Origin of the sequence: Nonomuraea sp. NPDC049419 (genome assembly GCF_040676995.1) — a bacterium.
Lineage (GTDB): Bacteria > Actinomycetota > Actinomycetes > Streptosporangiales > Streptosporangiaceae > Nonomuraea > Nonomuraea salmonea.
The window spans coordinates 16557-32650 of sequence record NZ_JBFAQB010000039.1 but is presented as its reverse complement, the minus strand read 5'-3'; the positions used below and the strand labels follow the sequence as shown (position 1 = coordinate 32650).

Sequence of the window (16094 nt, the reverse complement as noted above, 5' to 3'; positions counted from 1 at the left end):
TGGGGCGGGCCCGCACCGAGTACGGGAGCACGCTCATGCTCCTGCACCGCCTCGCGGAGCGGAACGGCTGGCGGCTGGTCGACCTGCCGGTCGGCTGTCGAGACCAGCAGCTCCTGGCCCTGCAGGCCGACCGTGGGCGCTCCAGAGCCGTCGGAGATGACGCTGGAGACGGGCTCACCGGCCGCGACCGCGCCGGTGGGGGAGTCGCTCAGCAGCTGCGGCCGCCAGCCCAGGTACTGCGGGCCGATGGGCGGCGCGGCGCCGTCCGCCGAGACGAACTCCCCGGCCTGGCCCACGACCGCCCAGAAGTCACCGGCGGGGATCTGCGCGGGGTCGCGGGTGTCGGTCACCGTCACCGTCGGCAGGGTGCCGACGAACTGCCGGGCGGCGGCGTCGGAGCCGTTCTCCTGCAGGGCCACGCCCGTGTTGTCGGCGACGGTCATGGACACCGAGCCGGGAGTGGTGCGCGGCTCGATCGTCACCGACACGTCGATGCCGTCCTCGGGGTCGTCCTCCGCCACGGCGGGACCGGTCACGGCGACGCCGGTGAGCGCGGCGCCGATCACCGCGGTGGCGAGCAGCCGCGGAATCCTGGTGGTGATCATGTGATCCTTCCGTCTCTCATGAGCAGTCGAGCGCCGGGTACGCGGCGTCGTACGACGAGGTGACCTCCCGGCCGCCGATCGTCGCCGTGCCCTTCACGGTCACCGTGCCGGCCTCGATCTGCCCGGCCCGGCTGTTGAAGGACTGGTACGCCTGCTTGCCCGGCGTCACGCCGGCCACGGTCTTCGTGCCGAACGGCGTGGTCAGCGTCACCGCGGCCGATTCGTCGGAGCGGTTGACGGCGGTGACCGCCACGTACGCCGTCGCGCCGACGCAGCGGGACGCGGCGGAGACCACCAGCTCGACCTGGGCCGCCTCGGTGAGGCGGAAGTGGTCGAACGTGACCGTCTTCGAGGCCGTCTGGTTGGTGCCGATCGTGAAGACACCGACCTTCACATCGCCGGAGGCCACCGCGCTGTTCTCCACCGGGGCGGACAGCTCCGTCCACGTCTCGCCGTCGGCGGAGTACGAGCCGGTGAAGGTGCTGCCCTCCTTGACCAGCCGCAGGTGCCACTCACCGCTGGTGAGGTTGTTGGCCTGCGGCTGCGGGCTCTGCACGGTGCCGCCGACCTCGCTGCGCAGCTCGATGGCCCGCGCCACCGTGGCCCCCGGGGCGTTGGTGGTGAGGAAGTCGAGCTTCACGTAGTCGTCGTCACCGGCGTACACCATCAGGCCGCCCTGCTGGTACTGCTCGTTGAGCGCCGAGGCGTCCAGCTTGGTCTCCAGCGTCCAGTCGCCGTCGGGGGCCGGTTGCAGGATGAGGTTCTTCGGGTCGCTGTTGGTGGTGCCGTAGATGTCGCCCGTCGTGGTGTCGAGCTCCAGCTTGCCGTCACGCACCCGCAGCGCGGTGGGGTCGGGGCGGACGATCTCGCTCCAGCGGCAGGCGTCGAGCGCGGTGCCGTCGAACTCGTCGTCGGGGGCGGGCGCGGTCGCCGTGTCGTCGGGGATGAGGTGGAACCAGTCGAAGGCGGCGTCCACCACCGGGTGGTTCGCCCCCGCGAGCGAGATCAGGCCGATCTTCGGGTTGGTGATCCCGGCGAGCGACTTGGTCTGCGGCATCGCGGTGAACGTGGTGCCGTCGGCGGAGTAGTGGGCGGTGATGCTGCTGCCGTCGCTGACGAACCGCACGTACACCGTGTCGGGGTAGGCGTCGCCGAGCGCGGCCGTGTTGCTCTCCGCCACCTCGTTCGGGGCGGCGTTCTCCTCCCTGATGAACTGGAAGATGCGGCTGGCGTGGTCGGGGCCCGAGGTCGAGCGGGCCTGCAGCACCATCTTGGCGTAGTTGTCGTCGTCGCCGTAGATGACCAGGCCCGCCTGCTGGTACGCGTCCCGCGCGTCCAGCGTCAGCTTGGCCGTGGCCGTCCAGGCGCCCGCCGGGGCAGGTTGCAGCACGATGTTCGGCGTGTTCCCGCCCGTGCTGTAGATGTCGGTGGTCGAGGTCGGGATCACCAGCTTGCCGTCCTCGACCTTGAGGTCCTGGTTCTCCCTGACGACCGTCCAGCGGTCACGATCGAGCTGGTCGCCGAGGAAGTCGTCGGATCGGCCGGTGAAGCACACCGTCGGCGGCGCGGTCACCCTGACCGGCACCTGCGCGGTGGCCGACGCGCCCTTGTCGTCGGTCGCCGTCACCACGGCGGTGTAGGTGCCCGGCACGGTGTAGGTGTGGCTCGCCTCCGCGGTGGTGGGCTCGGGAGCGCCGTCCACGCCGAAGCTCCACTTGTAGGTGATCGGGTCGCCCTCGGGGTCGGTGGCCGTCGCCTTGAAGGCGACCTCCAGCGGGGCGACGCCCGTCTCCGGGGTGGCGGTCGCGGTCACCACCGGGTGCTGGTTGTGCGTCGCGCCCTTGCCGACGAAGTCGACCCAGTTGACGTTGAGCAGGTAAGCGTCGTCGGCGGCGTCCGCCGGCTTGCGGACGACGAAGTACAGCGGCCCGCTCTGCGTCGGCGGCTCCGCCAGGTCGAGCGTGACGTCGGTGAACGTCTGCCAGCCGCCGGTGGGCGCCACCTCGGCCGAGCCGATCAGCGTACCGGTCTCCGGGTCGCCCATCCGGACCTGCACGGTGCCGCCGGGGCCGCCGGAGGCGGCGCGCAGCCGGATCGCGGTCAGGTTCGACAGGTTCGCCGGGTCGAACGACCACCAGTCGCCGTCCTGGATGGACGCGACGTGCTCGTTGCCGCCCTGCGGATCGGCGGTCGTCTCCACCGCGACGCCCGGGGTGTCGGTGCCGGTGCCGCCGCTCACCCGGCCGGTCCGCGTGAAGTGCTCGGCCTGCTTGCGCTTGGGCGCCAGCATGACCTCACCGCGCCCGGTCAGCGGCCCCGCGCCGTTGGCGCCGTCGTCGGCGTAACTGGCCTCGATGACGTAGAACAGGTCCTCGTACTCGCCGTGCCCGGCCTGCTGGGTCTGCAGCACGCCCTCGCAGCCCTGCTGCTGGTCGAGCGGGTGGCCGTGGCTGTCGTGGCCGAGGATCGCCTGGATCCGCACCCGCTCGCAGTCGATCGTGCCGTCCTCGGCATCGGTGACGGTGACCTCGAACCGCACCTGGTCGCCGAATTCGAAGAACGCGCCGTTCGGCGGCACGTCCACGGTCACGGTGGGACGGGTGTTGCCCGCGGCGATCGTCACGCTCGCGGTGGCGGTCCTGCCGTCGGGGTTCGTGACGGTCAGGACGGCGTTGTAGTCGCCGCCCTCCTCGTAGGTGAAGGACGGGGCCGGGTCGGTGGAGTCGGTGTCGCCGTCGCCGTCGAGGTCCCAGGCGTAGGTGAGCGGCTTGCCGTCCGGGTCCCTGCTGCCCTCGCTGGAGAACGTGACGGTCAGCGGCAGCGGCCCGTCCGTCTTGTCCGCCGTGGCGCGGGCGATCAGCGGGCGGGTGCCCTTGGTGTACTCGATGCGGTAGATGCCGGAGTCGGCGTTGTCGCCGCCGAAGCCGGAGCCCCACTCGACCATGTAGAGCGCGCCGTCGGGGCCGAACTTCATGTCCATGGGCTTCTTGAACGACAAGCCGGTGAGGATCTTGTTCATCTCGACGAGCTCGGTGCCGTCCTCGTCGAGCTGGAACGACCACACCGTGTCGTTGTTCCACTCACCGAAGATCGCCTTGCCGTCCCAGTACGCCGGCCACTTGACGTCCGAGTCCAGCTCGGGGTCGTCGCGGTAGACCGGCCCACCCATGGGCGCGCCGCCGTTCAGCTCGGGGAAGTGCTGCGGGTCGGCCGCGTAGTGGTACCAGACCGTCGCGGGGACGATCGGCGGCAGGCTGGTCAGGCCGTCGTTGTTCGGCGAGTCGTTGACCGGCGCCGCGCAGTTGAAGGCCGCCCCCGACTGCCGGGTGGCGAAGTCGAAGTCGACGTAGGGGGTGTTGTCGCCGACGCAGTACGGCCAGCCGTAGTTGCCCGGCTCGGAGACGATGTTCCACTCGACGGTGTTCTGCGGGCCGCGCGCCGCGCTGGCCGAGGAGGCGTCGGGGCCGTACTCGCCGAGCATGATGTGCCCGGTCTTCGGGTCGAGACCCATGCGGAACGGGTTGCGCAGCCCCATGCCGTAGATCTCCGGCTTGGTCTTCTCCGTGCCCGGCGGGAACAGGTTGCCGTCCGGGATCGTGTACGTGCCGTCGTCCTCGGGGTGGATGCGCAGCAGCTTGCCGCTCAGGCTGTTGGTGTTGCCCGCGGTGCGCTGGGCGTCCCAGGCGGAGCGGCCGGAGCGCTCGTCGATCGGCGTGTAGCCGTCGGAGGCGAACGGGTTGGTGTTGTCGCCGGTGGCGAGCCAGAGGTCGCCGCTGTTCGGGTCGATCACCATGCCGCCGCCGTGGTGGCAGCACTCGGCCCGCTGGACGGGGACGTCGAGGATCGTCTTCTCGCTGTCCAGGTCCAGGGTGTCGCCGGTGACGGTGAACCTGCTCAGCCGGTCGACGTTCTCCCCGGCGGGCGAGTAGTACAGGTACACCCAGTTGTTGGTGGCGAAGCCCGGGTCGAGCGCCAGGCCGAGCAGACCGCTCTCGTTGGCGGTGAAGACGTCGAGCTGTGCCGCGGTCACGGTGCCGCCGGCCGGCTTGATGATCTTGACGTCGCCGAGGCGGTCGATGTAGAAGACGCGGCCGTCCTCGGCGACGTCCACCATCATCGGGTTGGAGGTGTCGTCGTCGAGGGTGACCTTCTCGAAGCTGGAGCTCTGCGAGGCCGAGCAGTCGGCCCTGATCGCCCCCGCGGCCGTCTGGATGCCGCCGAGCAGCAGCTTCAGGAAGTTCGGCTCGCTGTAGTTCTCCTTCATGTGACCGAGCCCGGTGTACCAGGAGCGGCCGCCGTCGAAGTCGTGGCACCAGGTGATCGGGTGGTCCGCGCCCATCGTGCCGCCGCTGTAGGACGTCTCGTCCATCGACGCCAGCACGTGCACGTCGTTGCGCGGGTTGGCCTGGTAGTCGTACCACTCGTCGGTACGGCTCCACGTCACCGGCAGGTCCTTCGTGGACGGGTGCGCCGGGTCCTCGACCTTGACCGTGGCCTGCTGGATCGCCGGGTGGCTCTTGAAGTACGCCCCGACCAGATCGCCGTACCACTCCCAGCTGTAACCGCTGTCGGCGGCGGCGTGCACCCCGACGAAGCCGCCGCCGTTCCTGATGTAGCGCTCGAAGGCGTCCTTCTGGTCCTGTGTGGTCACCGGGTCACCGGTCGTGGACAGGAAGATCACGGCCTGGTACTGCGCGAGGTTCTGGTCCGTGAACGCGGTGCTGTCCTCGGTGGTGTCGACCGCGAAGTCGTTGTCCTGACCGAGCTGCTGGATGGCCGCGATGCCCTCGGGGATCGCGTCGTGCCGGAAGCCGGTCGTCTTGGAGAAGACCAGGACCTTGAAGGCGTGGTCCGCCGTGGTGGTCCTGGTGGTCGTGGTGGTCGTGGCGGTCGTGGTGGTCGTGGCGGTCGTAGCGGCGGTGGAGGCACGGGCGGTGGCGGTGGCGGTGGCGGTGGCGGCGGTGGCGGCCAGGGCGCTCACCGGCGCCGGGAGGAGGGCGATGAGGAGGGACAAGGCGATGATCGCCGTGGTCCGGCGCCTGGGTAACGGGCGTAACGGCAGGACTGCACGGAGCAGCCTGGCCCACGTGCGATGACGTGGTGACATGGAGAACCTTCCTGACCATGGGGACGTCAGGCAAGGCGCGCGCCGCCGCGCTGTTGCCACTTCGGTGAAGCAGGTGGTGCGAAGGCTGGAGGGTGCCGTCTCCATGCCCTTTTTGGTGGGCCTCCGAGATCAATTCAACGGAGTTGTAACACGGGGACGTCCGGCCGGGAAGACCTCTCTCGCGTAACGAGATGGCATCGGCGTATTAACGCGTGAGATCCGGCGTAAGTTACCGAACCGTTAGCAAAGTCGCAAACGATTTCACCCTTGTGTCGGCGAAAGTCCCCTCATTTAATTCGGCTTGTCGCACTGCGCCCTTTTCGTGCCCCGTACGAGAACGTCCCGCCCGCCTGAGCAGCCGGTACGAGCCGCACCGGCATCGTTGACGCCGACCTCGGTGCCGCCGCGGTGGTGCCGACCGGCCCGTCAGGCGGGCGGGGCACGGCCCTGTGATCACTACGGCCGCCAGCGGCCGATCTTCTTGGCGATGAGGGTGGCGCCGATGCGCTCGTAGAAGCGCTGCGCGCCCACGTTGGCCTCGGCCACCTCCCAGCGGATCACCCTGCCGGCGGCGACGGCGGCGATGGCGTGCATGAGCCGCTCGCCCACGCGATTGCCGCGCTCGCCGGTGGCGACGTACAGGTCGTCCAGGTGCAGGTAGTCCTCGCCGGACCAGAAGCTCGTGCGCTCGAGCCAGGAGACGTAACCGATCGCCCGCCCGTCTCGCTCGGCGATCAGATAGCCGACCCCGGCCTGGCCGAGCAGCTCTTTCAGCTTGCCGGGCGTCACGGTGAGCGCCGATCCCTGGTGCTGGTGGTCGGCGAGACCTCGCATGAGGCCGTGCACGGTGGTCGCGTCCTCAGGGGTGGCACGGCGGACGGAAATCACAGTCGTTCTCCTCGTCAGGTCAGGAGTTCTTGAACCCTACCCCCGTTGGGTATGTGGGCGGGAAAGTGAAGATGTCAGCCGTGCTCCGCGTGCCGGCCATGATCGGTCACCTGCGCGTCGAACCAGGCGTGCAACGCGGCGATCAGTGACGCGTCGGTCGTGGTGTAGGTGATCCGGGCGCCGTCGGGCAGCTCGGCGTAGCGGATGGCGATGCGGCCGTGGCCTTGCTCGAGCTCTCGCAGGCCCGGCATCTCGCCGCCGTGGATCGAGGCGGGGTCGCCGTAGTCGCCCTTGCTGAAGCCGGCCGCCTCGGCGGTCAGATGATCGCGGATCAACCTGACCTGCTCGGCGTCGCCGGGGTCGTCGGAGGTGACCGTCTGCACGCCGCCGGTGGCCGCCTTCGCGAAGCGGTGGGTGGTGCGCTCCAGGTCGAACGGCATCACCTGCCTGCTCCTGGACGCGATCTCGGCCTGCCGGTCGGCCAGGGCCCGCTCGTCGTCGCGGATGATGAGCGCGTACGCCGTCGCGGCGGCGGCGAGGAGCGCCAGCGCCGCGAGGAGCGCCTGGACGCGGCGGTCTCTAAGTGTCATCGATGGCCTCCGTGAGGATGGTCAGGGCGCGCAGGACGTCGGCGCGTTCGGCTGCGGGGACGCGGTCAAGGACGGCGGAGAACCGCTGAGCCCTGGCCTCGGCCAGCCGGGCCGCGGCCAGGGCTCCCTGCTCGGTGAGCAGGACCAGCCGCCCGCGCCCGTCACCCGGTGCGGGGACGCGCTCGGCCCAGCCGCGGTTGATGAGCTGGGTGACCAGCCGGCTCGTGGTGCTCTTCTCCAGCTTGAGCCGGTGCGCCAGCTCGCTCTGGCGCAGGGCGCCGTCCCTCGCCAGCTCGCCCAGCGCGTGCGCCTCCGACACGGGGACGGGCTGCCCGCACGGGGTCTGGTCCGGCTGGTGCAGCCCGAAGGCCCGCACGAACCGGGCCACCGCCTCCTGGAGGTCACGCTCATCCGCCATGGTTCGACGATACAACCAAATAGTTGTGTCCTACAACCAGTGAGCCTACGAGTGCGGCAAGAACCCCAGGGCGCGGGCGGCGGCCCAGGCGCGGGGGAGGCCGAACTCGGCGACGCCGCGCAGCAGGTCGGGCGACGACGTCGGGGGCTGGAGCCGGTCCGCTCCTCCTTGAGGCCGGCGGTGGTCATGGCGCGGTACGCCTGCCCGTACAGCCGCCGCCGTTGTGGCATCCTGCGGGCGACACCTCATGAGTCCGCCCCCGGCCCTGTCCGATAGAGGAAACGCCGCCTGACCTCGCAGGATGATTGCCCGCCCATCCGGGTACGTGTACTCGGCATCGAGACATCGGGGGAACCGTCCGGGAGGTCGTCCGTGAACAGGCCGGCGCACTGGTTCTCCAATGCGCTGTTTCCTCACGGCACGAACGAGCACGGCCCCTTGCCGGCGCTGCTCGTCCTGCTGATGGTCTCGTCCGGCCTCGTCGACGCCATCACCTTCCTCGGCCTGAACCACGTCTTCGTCGCCAACATGACCGGCAACGTGGTCTTCGCCGGCTTCTCGGTCTTCGGCCAGCCCCGGCACCAGCTGTGGGCGCACCTGCTGGCGCTGGCCGCCTTCGCCGCGGGGGCGTGGAGCGAGGGCCGCGTGGCCAAGAAGATCGAGGAACCGCGCCGCCGGCTCTTCCACCTCACGGTCACGCACGCGGTCCTGGTGGCGGCGGCGCTCGCCGTGGTCCTGCTGACCGACGAGCAGCGCACGGCCCCGACGGTGGCGCTCATCGTGCTGCTCGGCTACGGCATGGGCATGCAGAACGCCGTCGTGCTCCGCATGGCGGTGCCCGACCTGGTCAACATCACGGTCGTCACGAGCATCGTCACCCGGCTGGTCTCGCAGGCGTCCGAGCACGCGTGGCGGCGCCGGGCCTGCGCGGTCACCGCCATGTTCGCCGGCGCACTCCTGGGCGCCGGGCTCTACATGCTCACCGGCATGTCCGCTCCGCTGGCGGCCGACCTCATCCTGCTCGTCCTCATCGCGTACGTGGCCCGCGACCTCATGCCCCGCACACACCCTCGCTGAGGAGGACGATCGGTATGGCGATCTGACCTGACCATGGAGGAGGCCACCGCCGCCGGGATGCCGCCCATGGGGGCGGGGCACGAGCTGGACGACGTGACCGACCAGCCCGGACGTCCCGCGTTCGCGAGGGAGCTCGGCATCCCGCTCACCAGCTTCGAGGAGTGTGCACGCGAGCACATGACGTCCTGACGTCACTGCGCGGGACAGGTGAGGTTCTCGGCGATGCCGCCCGCGAGGAGCGCGGTGACCGCGCGGTCGCCGCACGCGTTGCCGTTGGCGAGGTAGACGCCGTGGCCGCCGGAGTCGACGGTGACCATATTCGCTCGGTGGCCGAACGCGCGCAGGAGCTTCAGCGCACCGCTGTACGGGGTCGCGGGGTCGCGCAAGTTCTGGATGAGCAGGATGTTCGACGGGCCCTTCGAGGTGACCCGCGTCGGGGGCTCGGCGGGCTGGTGCCAGAAGGAGCAAGGGCCGATGTTGACGGGCCTGCCCGCGGTCAGCGGGCAGGCGGCGCGGTTGGCGCGTACGTCCCGGCGGTGGCGCTCGATCGACCGCGGCCACGCCACGTCGTTGCAGATGGTGGCGCCCGCCACGGCGCCGAGCATGAGGTCGCGCAGTTCGTTGCCGGCCAGCTCGGGGGGAAGGGCGCCGGGCCACGGGATCGGCTGCCGGTCCAGCTCGTCCGCGAGCCGCAGGAACGTCTCGCGGACGGCCGCCGCGTCGGCGCCCAGGCCGTACTCGGCGTGGCGGGCGGCGACCCAGGCGGCGAAGTCGGGGAAGCGGTCCTCCACACCTACCGCGTAGTTCGCCGCCCACCCCCGTGCCCAGGGCCGAAGCGTTCTCATGTTGTAAGACCGAGTAGTTGCAGGCCATCGTTGGGGTGACTGCGGTAATGGTCGGTGGCGGCGGCGATGTTGGTCCAGCCGATCAGGCGGGCCAGGCCGATGGCGAGGTTGCGTAGACCTGCCATGATCCGGGGTGCGGCACCGGTGCGGACGCGGGAGGCATCCTCGCGGTAGGTGACGTCGCGGATGTGGTGCAGGGCTTCGATGCTCCAGTGCCCGCGGATCAGAGCGGCGAGCTGGGAGTGCGTGATCCGTCCTGGTGGGAGACTGGTGAGGGCGTAGGTCGTGACGATGGTGGTCTTGCCGGTGCGGTGGTCGGTGCGACGGCGTTTGACCTGGATCGCCTGGGCGGCGTGTGGGAAGGGCAGGCCGGGCCGGACGGTGCAGAGCTTCATGCGGCGGATCTCGCGGCGGCCGTGGCCGGTCTCGTCGGTGCGGTCGTTGAGGATCGCCTCGCGCCAGGGCAGGGCCTTGAGCCGGCGCTGCAGGGTGGGCTGGTTGCCCTTGACGATGAACAGGTAGTGGCCGCCAGCGGCGATGATGTGGTGGGCGTGGTCGTGCTGGGTGTACAGGGCGTCGGTGGTGATCACCGTGTGGGTGAGGTCCAGCCCGGACAGCAGGGGTGTGAACGCGGGGATCTCGTTACTCTTGGCTTCGATCGGGCGTTGGGCCAGGATGGTCTGAGTGTCGTGACGGGTGGCGGCCAGCAGGTGCACCGTGGCGTCGGTGGTGCGGCTGCCGCGCAGGGTCTTGCCGTCCACGGCCAGGCCGGTGAGCGGGGTCCGGCCTGAGGGCGACCGGGTGGTCGTGGGCGGCGCACTGGCCGCAAGTATAGCCAGGTAGCGGCAGGTGGCGGTGTCGAAGGCGTCGCCGTCCAGACGGGCGAGCAGGCGTCCCAGAGTGCTGGCGGCCAGTCGTGGCGTGCCCGGCAGACCGGCGCGGGCGCGCAGGCCGGGGTCGTAACCGTTGATGAACCGGGGGATCTTCATCAGGGAGGTCGCGCCGCTGAGCACGGCGAGCAGGGATAACGCCAGCAGTGGGCCGAGCCGGTAGCGGCGTCCTCGGCGGCTCCTCGGATCGGGCACCGCATCCAATACCTCGGCCAAGACCGGCAGATCCGGCAGGTCACTCAGCGGGTCGGCGGCAGAAACCTGCTCCGGGTGGCGGGCGAGCACGTTGATCGGGGATGATGGCACGCGATTTCGCGGACCACCCTGCGCGGCCACGATTCCCCAAGGGGTCACACTGTGCCGGCGGCGATGAACGTGCAGGTCGCCGCCGCGAGGATGAGCGAGTGCAAGATCATGTGTTCGAGGTTCGGGCGCGGGCGCTCGCCCCGCGCGGGCAGGACGATGATGGTCTTGGCGTAGGTCCGTGCGTGCAGGCTGGCCCAGCTCTCCCCGGTGCCCGCGGTCGCCCAGGGGACGGTCACCCCGGCCAGATAGGGCAGCCACCACAGCGCCAGGCCGCCCAGGAGGATGAGCAGTTCGAGGCCGGCTCCGGCGTAGGCGAACGCTTCCGTGTGCGCGGCACCGGCGATGACGAGGAGCACGGCCGGGAGAAGCATGATCGGCGCGTTGACGGCCACCTCGGTGATCTTCTCCGACCTTTTTGCCTCTCGCACGTTGTTGAAGGGAAAGATGTCCACGAGTGTGGTGAAGACGAAATAGGCATTGGCAAGGATCAGCAGGAGCAGCGCGGTGAGGAACACGTTGCGATTCCTTTCGTTTCGGGGGTCAGTCGGCCGAGCCGTATCGTGCCTCGACTCCAGCGAGGAAAGTCGAGACGGCGATGTCGAACCAGGTGTCGTAGTAAGCGGCAGGCGCGGTGGGCGGCTCGGGAGCGTTGCCGAACTCCGCCAGAGCCAGACCGGTTACGAGGACATACAGGGACTGGACGAGATGCAGCGCCTCTTCGTCGGTCACGCTCAAGCCCACGCGCATCGAGGACAGCACCAGGGGAACGGCCGGCTCGAACAACTCAGGTGAGATGTTCTGAACGGCCACGACGGCGGCGGCGCCGGGATGGGTGCGCAGGGTCTCCCGCAGCGCGTGCGCCATGCCGTCCAGCAGGTCCCGCCAGCCCCGCTCGGGGGTCAGGGTCGTGATCACCTGCCCGGCGACGCGGTCGGCGACCAGTCGGAGCAGCGTGGCCTTGTTCGGCACGTGGTAGTAGAGCGACGCGGCTTTCACATGAAGGCGCGTGGCCAACGTGCGCATCGAGAGCGCGGCGGTGCCCTCCTGGTCGAGGAGCTCGAACGTGGCGCGCAGGATCGCGTCGGTGTCGAGACGTGCTGCGGGCGACATGGCCGCACCTGCTTTCTAACATCGTTAGATAGAGCCTAACACCGTTAGAATACGGTCGCGAACAATTCCGCTCCCAGGCCCGTGAGGGTGAACCGGTCATCGCCGATGTGCCACTCCACGGCGATCCGGCCTCACCCGTGTGGGTGAGGATCCTGGAGCCGACTCTGTACATGGCCATCGGCCTCTGGGCGGTCAGGTCGACGGAAACCCCCTGGACAGACGCGCGTCGGCCTCGCCGCGATCGCTCACCGGCGGTTCGAAGGCTGTACGCGCATGGATCATGGCAGGTCTACGCAACCTCGCCATCGGCCTGGCCCGCCTGATCGGCTGGACCAACATCGCCGCCGCCACCGACCATTACCGCAGTCACCCCGACGATGGCCTGCAACTACTCGGTCTTACAACATGAGAACGCTTCGGCCCTGCCCCCGTGCCACCTGGCGGGGGTCGGGGTCGTTGTTGCTGTCCAGCACCATGACGGACTCGAAGATGCCGCCCCAGGCCGGCAGCTTCCCCGAGATCGCCGCTGAGGGGATCGACGCGGTCGTCGGTGACCTCGCCCACATGAGCTCGATGGATCTCGCGTCCGCGCTGACGGACGCCGAGGTCGTCGTGTTCGCGGCGGGATCGAACGGCGGCGCTGCCGAGGTGCCCCGGACTGTCGACGGCTCGCCCTTCCACAACGGCGGGACCGAAGGAGCTAAAACAAGCCTGGCACGCCAAGATCGCATAGCGTATCCCTCGCCAGCGGACGTCGAGGAGGAGCCATTTGCTCGCCCCCACAGCCACGCCTCCGGGGTCTGGTTGCCGTCGTTGACCCGCAGCATCTCGGCTTTGAGCGCGTCGGGTTCTGTGGGCAGTTCCGTCACGGGCTCGGTGGTCAGCTTCAGCAGCGGGGCGGAGTACGTCTTTCCCGGCTGGCAGCCGTCGCACAGGTCGGGCGAGCTCGCACCTTCGACGGCATCCCCCCCGCCTAGCGCTGTGACAGGAAAGGTGCACCGGCCTCGCCGTCCCCACTTTGCACCTGGTGCCCGGCTTCCTCCAGGGCGGTGACGGCCTGCTGTTCTCTCTCAAGTGGAACCAGAACCAGGTCGGCGTCGGACGTCGAGGCGACGAACACCGGGATCCCCGCCTCTGCCAGCGGCTTGATGATCGCCAGCAGCATCCCGGGAACGTCCAGATCGTGGGCTGTCGCACCGCTGTAGAAACCGATCCATCGTTCCCCTGACTCCAGAGGCCGGACCGCACGGACAACGGTCAGCCCTTCGGGCGCGCGAACAAGCACGATCCAGTCGTCCTCGGGCGACGCCGCATGCGGAAGCTGCTCGATGACGAACTCTGGAGAGACGATTCGCAGGTGCTGGGTCGTGAGCGAGTTCATGGACGCGTGTCTACCAGAGATCCTGCGCCCCGCCTGCTCATGTGGCGGTGGCACCCGGCGAACGTATCCGGTCACAGCACTGGAGACTCTGTGCCGAGTGTGCAGGCGGTGCCGTCTCACGCTGTGGTGCCGGAGAAATCGTTCATGGTCCTTCAGTCGTCGGCGCGGACGTTCTTACCGTTTGCCGCTGTCCTCGCCGTCACTGGGGCTTGCCCGACAGATGAGCCGTCCCGGGAGCCCCGCCGGGTGACGAACGGCCGCTCGATACGGCCTGATCGAGCGATGCCTGAAGGGCTTCGGGCTTCCGTTCAGGCCCCACGACACCAGTCCGGTCACCTATCCCAAGAACGCCTCCTACCCCGCCTGGCTCGGCGCGCGGCAGGTCGGTGGTCATGAGCCCGGAGAAGAAGGGCTGAGCGGGGTGGTGCAGGGGTACGGTCGGCGCGTGGATACGTGTGCTGAGCGGATCGCGCTGTTCCTCGCCGTACGGAATGTCCCGTACGCCACGGACGGCGCCCACGACGCCGAAACGCTGATGACCATCGGACGCGGCGATTGTCTGGCCAAATCCGCGTACCTGATCGAGGGCCTGCGGACACTCGGACATCAGGTCCGGCGCGTCCGATGGCTGTATCACCTGCCCGACCGGCCGGCGGAGGTGCAGCTGCTGCCCTCCGGGGAGGACGTGCATGCGGCGGCGAAGGTATTGGTCGATGGCAGGTGGGTGCTGGTGGACGCCACCCACGACCCGCCTCTGGCGGCCGCCGGGGTGGCTGATGTCTGACGTCCCACCTATCTACCGCGATGCCGCTTTTACCCGTCACACCTACCTGGTCATCGATTTCGAGGCGCTAACCCCTGCCGGGCGGCCCGCCGTACCTGTGGAGGTGGCGGTGCTCGCCCTCACCGGCGACGGGCTGGCGCAGGCGTGGAGCTTCGCGTCACTGGTCGCGCCGCCTGCCGAGGTGCCCGTCACCGCCGCTGACGTCCGGATGACGGGTATCACCGCGACGATGCTGGCCACCGCTGCCGGCCCCGAGCGGGTCATGGCCGAGCTCGACCGTCGGCTCACGGCGCCGCCGTACCGGCTGGTCGCCCACCACGCACCCACCGAAGCAGGGCTCATCGCCCACCAGCGGCCGCACTGTCCGGTCCTGGCGGGTGTCCCGCTGCTCGACACCGTGCGGCTGGCCCGCGCGCTCTACCCGGAACTGCCGTCGCACCGGCTCGATGACCTCATCAGGTACCTGCGGATCGAGCCACCTGGGCGTCGCCATCGGGCGATGCCGGACGTACAGGTCACGGCGCAAGTCTTCGCACACCTGGTGGCCGAGGGCGGACGGACGGGGCACTGGCGCACGCTCTTCGACCTTGACCGGGTGGGCGGGCAGGCGCCCAAACGCCTGGCGTCGCCGGGCGGAGTGCAAGCAGGACTTTTCTGAGACTGTCTCCGGAGGCCGATAGGGTGCGCGGATGACGAGAAGCGAGCGGCTTGCGGAGCAGCTGGATTGGCACTGGCGCAAGAACCTGCGGCCACGCCTCGACGGTCTCACCGACGATGAGTACTTCTGGGAGCCGGTACGCGGCTGCTGGAGCATCCGGCCCCAGGGACGGTCGGCCACGCCGACGCCGGCGGGGGCGGGGGAGTGGACGATGGACTACGCGTCTCCTGACCCGGTGCCGGCGCCGGTGACCACGATCGCCTGGCGGATGGCGCACGTCATCGTCTCGTGCCTGGGCTATCGGGTCGGATGGCACTTCGGCGGCGAGGACATCGACGTCCAGACATTTCCGTACGCGGGAAGCGCTGAGGAGGCGCTCAAGCAGCTCGACGAGATGTATGGAAGATGGAACGCGGGGGTCCGCAAGCTCTCGGACGCCGAGCTGGCGAGTCCGCCCGCGGTAGGCCCCGAGCGGAACCCCATGGAGGTCATCGTCCAGCACGTCAACAAGGAAGTGATCCACCACGGCGCCGAGATCGCCCTGCTGCGTGACCTCTACCAGTGGCGGGACACCGCTCGCTGACAGCGCGAACGGGGTGTGGGGAGCGCCGGCCGGCGCGTCGGCGGCCAGGCTCCTCGACCTTGCTCGACACGTCCTCCACTCAGAGCGACCGGCAAACGAGGGGTGCCGGTTGAGTCGTGCCAGACCGCGGGCACGGGACTGTTGATCATTGTCTTGTGTTACGAGCTGCTCGGGTCGGGCGCGGATCTGAAGGCGGGTTTTGGTACCACTTCAGGAGTCTGAATGCGCAGGAGTGATCAGGTCCTCTGTGCTGAGTGCCCGCGCTGAGGCCGGTGGAGACGAGCCGACCGATGTCGTTGGTCGGCCCCGGGGCGTACGGCCGGTCATTCGCGCAGCCGGGCGAGGACCTGCGGGGTCAGGTGGTTGGCGAGTTGTTCCAGCAGTGCGTGAACCTCGGCGATCCGGCTGGGATCGGTGGTGTCCAGGACTTTGGCAAGGGCGTCTTCGATCGGCGCTGAGCGGACCTCCGCGACACGGTGGGAGATCTCCGGGGCGGGTTCGATGAGGAGGCGGCGCCGGTCGCGGGGATCGGGTGCGGTGACGATGGCGCCGGCCTCGCGTAGTCGGGCCACCGCCCCGGAAACGGCGCTCTGGGGCAGGCCGGTTCGGGCAGCGATCTCTCCGATGGCGCTGCCGGGATGTGTGCGCACGTCACTGACCACGATCAGCACCGTGCGCACACTGCCCGGCTGGGCTTGAAGATTTTCGGTCGGTAGCGCCTCTTCGCCGATCTTCATCAGGGTACGGCCGAGCAGGAACAGGTCGACTCCGTTCATGCGATCAAGATACATCAGAACAGATGCATCTTATTTGATGTATCAATTCTGATGTATTACGGTGAGGCGAAGCACC

The 16094-nt window shown here is 69.3% G+C and carries 17 protein-coding genes and 1 pseudogene; 6 read left to right on the top strand and 12 right to left on the bottom strand.

Features of this window, described 5'->3' with window-relative positions; all coding sequences use genetic code 11:
- The 5 genes and pseudogenes from AB0K12_RS47995 to AB0K12_RS47975 all read right to left on the bottom strand — a co-directional run.
- Nucleotides 1-605 (bottom strand): annotated as a pseudogene (locus AB0K12_RS47995) (hypothetical protein); the annotation flags it as partial.
- A gap of 16 nt (nucleotides 606-621) precedes the next feature.
- Nucleotides 622-5619 carry a ThuA domain-containing protein gene (locus AB0K12_RS47990; protein ID WP_364576008.1) on the bottom strand — a complete coding sequence of 1666 codons (4998 nt, stop codon included), beginning with the start codon at nucleotides 5617-5619 and terminating at the stop codon, nucleotides 622-624.
- 549 nt (nucleotides 5620-6168) lie between these two features.
- Entirely contained in the window at nucleotides 6169-6600 is a 432-nt protein-coding gene (locus AB0K12_RS47985) for a GNAT family N-acetyltransferase (protein ID WP_364576006.1), read from the bottom strand.
- Nucleotides 6601-6674: 74 nt separating this feature from the next.
- On the bottom strand, nucleotides 6675-7190 hold the full coding sequence (locus AB0K12_RS47980; protein ID WP_364576004.1) for a hypothetical protein: 516 nt from the start codon (nucleotides 7188-7190) through the stop codon (nucleotides 6675-6677).
- Nucleotides 7180-7608, bottom strand: a complete 429-nt coding sequence (locus AB0K12_RS47975) for a MarR family winged helix-turn-helix transcriptional regulator (protein ID WP_364576002.1) — start codon at nucleotides 7606-7608, stop codon at nucleotides 7180-7182. The genes AB0K12_RS47980 and AB0K12_RS47975 overlap by 11 nt, the downstream gene beginning before the upstream one ends.
- Nucleotides 7609-7980: 372 nt before the next feature.
- Here AB0K12_RS47975 and AB0K12_RS47970 point away from each other — a divergent pair, with 372 nt between their 5' ends.
- Complete coding sequence (locus tag AB0K12_RS47970) at nucleotides 7981-8685, top strand: YoaK family protein (RefSeq protein WP_364576000.1); 705 nt, start codon at nucleotides 7981-7983, stop codon at nucleotides 8683-8685.
- A gap of 33 nt (nucleotides 8686-8718) precedes the next feature.
- A complete protein-coding gene (locus AB0K12_RS47965) occupies nucleotides 8719-8874 on the top strand; it encodes a hypothetical protein (protein ID WP_364575998.1) in 156 nt (51 codons plus the stop codon).
- Nucleotides 8875-8876: 2 nt separating this feature from the next.
- Here AB0K12_RS47965 and AB0K12_RS47960 read toward each other — a convergent pair whose 3' ends face one another.
- Genes AB0K12_RS47960 through AB0K12_RS47945 form a run of 4 tightly spaced genes read right to left on the bottom strand, consistent with a single transcriptional unit; the run spans nucleotide 8877 to nucleotide 11836 of the window.
- Entirely contained in the window at nucleotides 8877-9530 is a 654-nt protein-coding gene (locus tag AB0K12_RS47960) for an alpha/beta hydrolase (protein ID WP_364575996.1), read from the bottom strand.
- Nucleotides 9527-10726 carry an ISAs1 family transposase gene (locus AB0K12_RS47955; protein ID WP_364575994.1) on the bottom strand — a complete coding sequence of 400 codons (1200 nt, stop codon included), beginning with the start codon at nucleotides 10724-10726 and terminating at the stop codon, nucleotides 9527-9529. The genes AB0K12_RS47960 and AB0K12_RS47955 overlap by 4 nt, the downstream gene beginning before the upstream one ends.
- A 44-nt stretch (nucleotides 10727-10770) precedes the next feature.
- Nucleotides 10771-11241: a hypothetical protein gene (locus AB0K12_RS47950; protein ID WP_364575992.1), complete on the bottom strand. Its 471-nt coding sequence runs from the start codon at nucleotides 11239-11241 to the stop codon at nucleotides 10771-10773.
- Nucleotides 11242-11266: 25 nt separating this feature from the next.
- Entirely contained in the window at nucleotides 11267-11836 is a 570-nt protein-coding gene (locus tag AB0K12_RS47945; protein ID WP_364575990.1) for a TetR family transcriptional regulator, read from the bottom strand.
- Between the two features lie 280 nt (nucleotides 11837-12116).
- Here AB0K12_RS47945 and AB0K12_RS47940 point away from each other — a divergent pair, with 280 nt between their 5' ends.
- Nucleotides 12117-12245 (top strand): hypothetical protein, encoded by a 129-nt coding sequence (locus tag AB0K12_RS47940; protein WP_364575988.1) that lies wholly within the window; start codon nucleotides 12117-12119, stop codon nucleotides 12243-12245.
- Here AB0K12_RS47940 and AB0K12_RS47935 read toward each other — a convergent pair.
- Nucleotides 12235-12705, bottom strand: a complete 471-nt coding sequence (locus tag AB0K12_RS47935) for a hypothetical protein (RefSeq protein ID WP_364575986.1) — start codon at nucleotides 12703-12705, stop codon at nucleotides 12235-12237. The genes AB0K12_RS47940 and AB0K12_RS47935 overlap by 11 nt on opposite strands.
- A 104-nt stretch (nucleotides 12706-12809) precedes the next feature.
- Nucleotides 12810-13217 carry an ACT domain-containing protein gene (locus tag AB0K12_RS47930; protein ID WP_364575984.1) on the bottom strand — a complete coding sequence of 136 codons (408 nt, stop codon included), beginning with the start codon at nucleotides 13215-13217 and terminating at the stop codon, nucleotides 12810-12812.
- Between the two features lie 421 nt (nucleotides 13218-13638).
- Here AB0K12_RS47930 and AB0K12_RS47925 point away from each other — a divergent pair, with 421 nt between their 5' ends.
- The 3 genes from AB0K12_RS47925 to AB0K12_RS47915 are packed head-to-tail and all read left to right on the top strand — an operon-like array spanning nucleotide 13639 to nucleotide 15242.
- Nucleotides 13639-14001, top strand: a complete 363-nt coding sequence (locus AB0K12_RS47925) for a transglutaminase domain-containing protein (RefSeq protein ID WP_364575982.1) — start codon at nucleotides 13639-13641, stop codon at nucleotides 13999-14001.
- Nucleotides 13994-14659 carry a 3'-5' exonuclease gene (locus tag AB0K12_RS47920; RefSeq protein WP_364575980.1) on the top strand — a complete coding sequence of 222 codons (666 nt, stop codon included), beginning with the start codon at nucleotides 13994-13996 and terminating at the stop codon, nucleotides 14657-14659. Before AB0K12_RS47925 ends, AB0K12_RS47920 begins: the two co-directional genes overlap by 8 nt.
- A gap of 31 nt (nucleotides 14660-14690) precedes the next feature.
- Nucleotides 14691-15242, top strand: coding sequence for a DinB family protein (locus AB0K12_RS47915; RefSeq protein ID WP_364575978.1), 552 nt, complete (start codon nucleotides 14691-14693; stop codon nucleotides 15240-15242).
- Between the two features lie 323 nt (nucleotides 15243-15565).
- On the opposite strand, the gene AB0K12_RS47910 is transcribed toward AB0K12_RS47915, so the two are convergent.
- Nucleotides 15566-16018 carry a MarR family transcriptional regulator gene (locus AB0K12_RS47910; RefSeq protein ID WP_364575976.1) on the bottom strand — a complete coding sequence of 151 codons (453 nt, stop codon included), beginning with the start codon at nucleotides 16016-16018 and terminating at the stop codon, nucleotides 15566-15568.
- Between the last annotated feature and the right edge of the window lie 76 nt (nucleotides 16019-16094).

Coding starts and splice junctions, on each gene's coding strand:
- AB0K12_RS47980 (WP_364576004.1), bottom strand. CDS start 7,190: ATGACACTTAGAGACCGCCGCGTCCAGGCGCTCCTCGCGGCGCTGGCG.
- AB0K12_RS47975 (WP_364576002.1), bottom strand. CDS start 7,608: ATGGCGGATGAGCGTGACCTCCAGGAGGCGGTGGCCCGGTTCGTGCGG.
- AB0K12_RS47965 (WP_364575998.1), top strand. CDS start 8,719: ATGGAGGAGGCCACCGCCGCCGGGATGCCGCCCATGGGGGCGGGGCAC.
- AB0K12_RS47960 (WP_364575996.1), bottom strand. CDS start 9,530: ATGAGAACGCTTCGGCCCTGGGCACGGGGGTGGGCGGCGAACTACGCG.
- AB0K12_RS47945 (WP_364575990.1), bottom strand. CDS start 11,836: ATGTCGCCCGCAGCACGTCTCGACACCGACGCGATCCTGCGCGCCACG.
- AB0K12_RS47940 (WP_364575988.1), top strand. CDS start 12,117: ATGGCAGGTCTACGCAACCTCGCCATCGGCCTGGCCCGCCTGATCGGC.
- AB0K12_RS47930 (WP_364575984.1), bottom strand. CDS start 13,217: ATGAACTCGCTCACGACCCAGCACCTGCGAATCGTCTCTCCAGAGTTC.
- AB0K12_RS47920 (WP_364575980.1), top strand. CDS start 13,994: ATGTCTGACGTCCCACCTATCTACCGCGATGCCGCTTTTACCCGTCAC.
- AB0K12_RS47915 (WP_364575978.1), top strand. CDS start 14,691: ATGACGAGAAGCGAGCGGCTTGCGGAGCAGCTGGATTGGCACTGGCGC.
- AB0K12_RS47910 (WP_364575976.1), bottom strand. CDS start 16,018: ATGAACGGAGTCGACCTGTTCCTGCTCGGCCGTACCCTGATGAAGATC.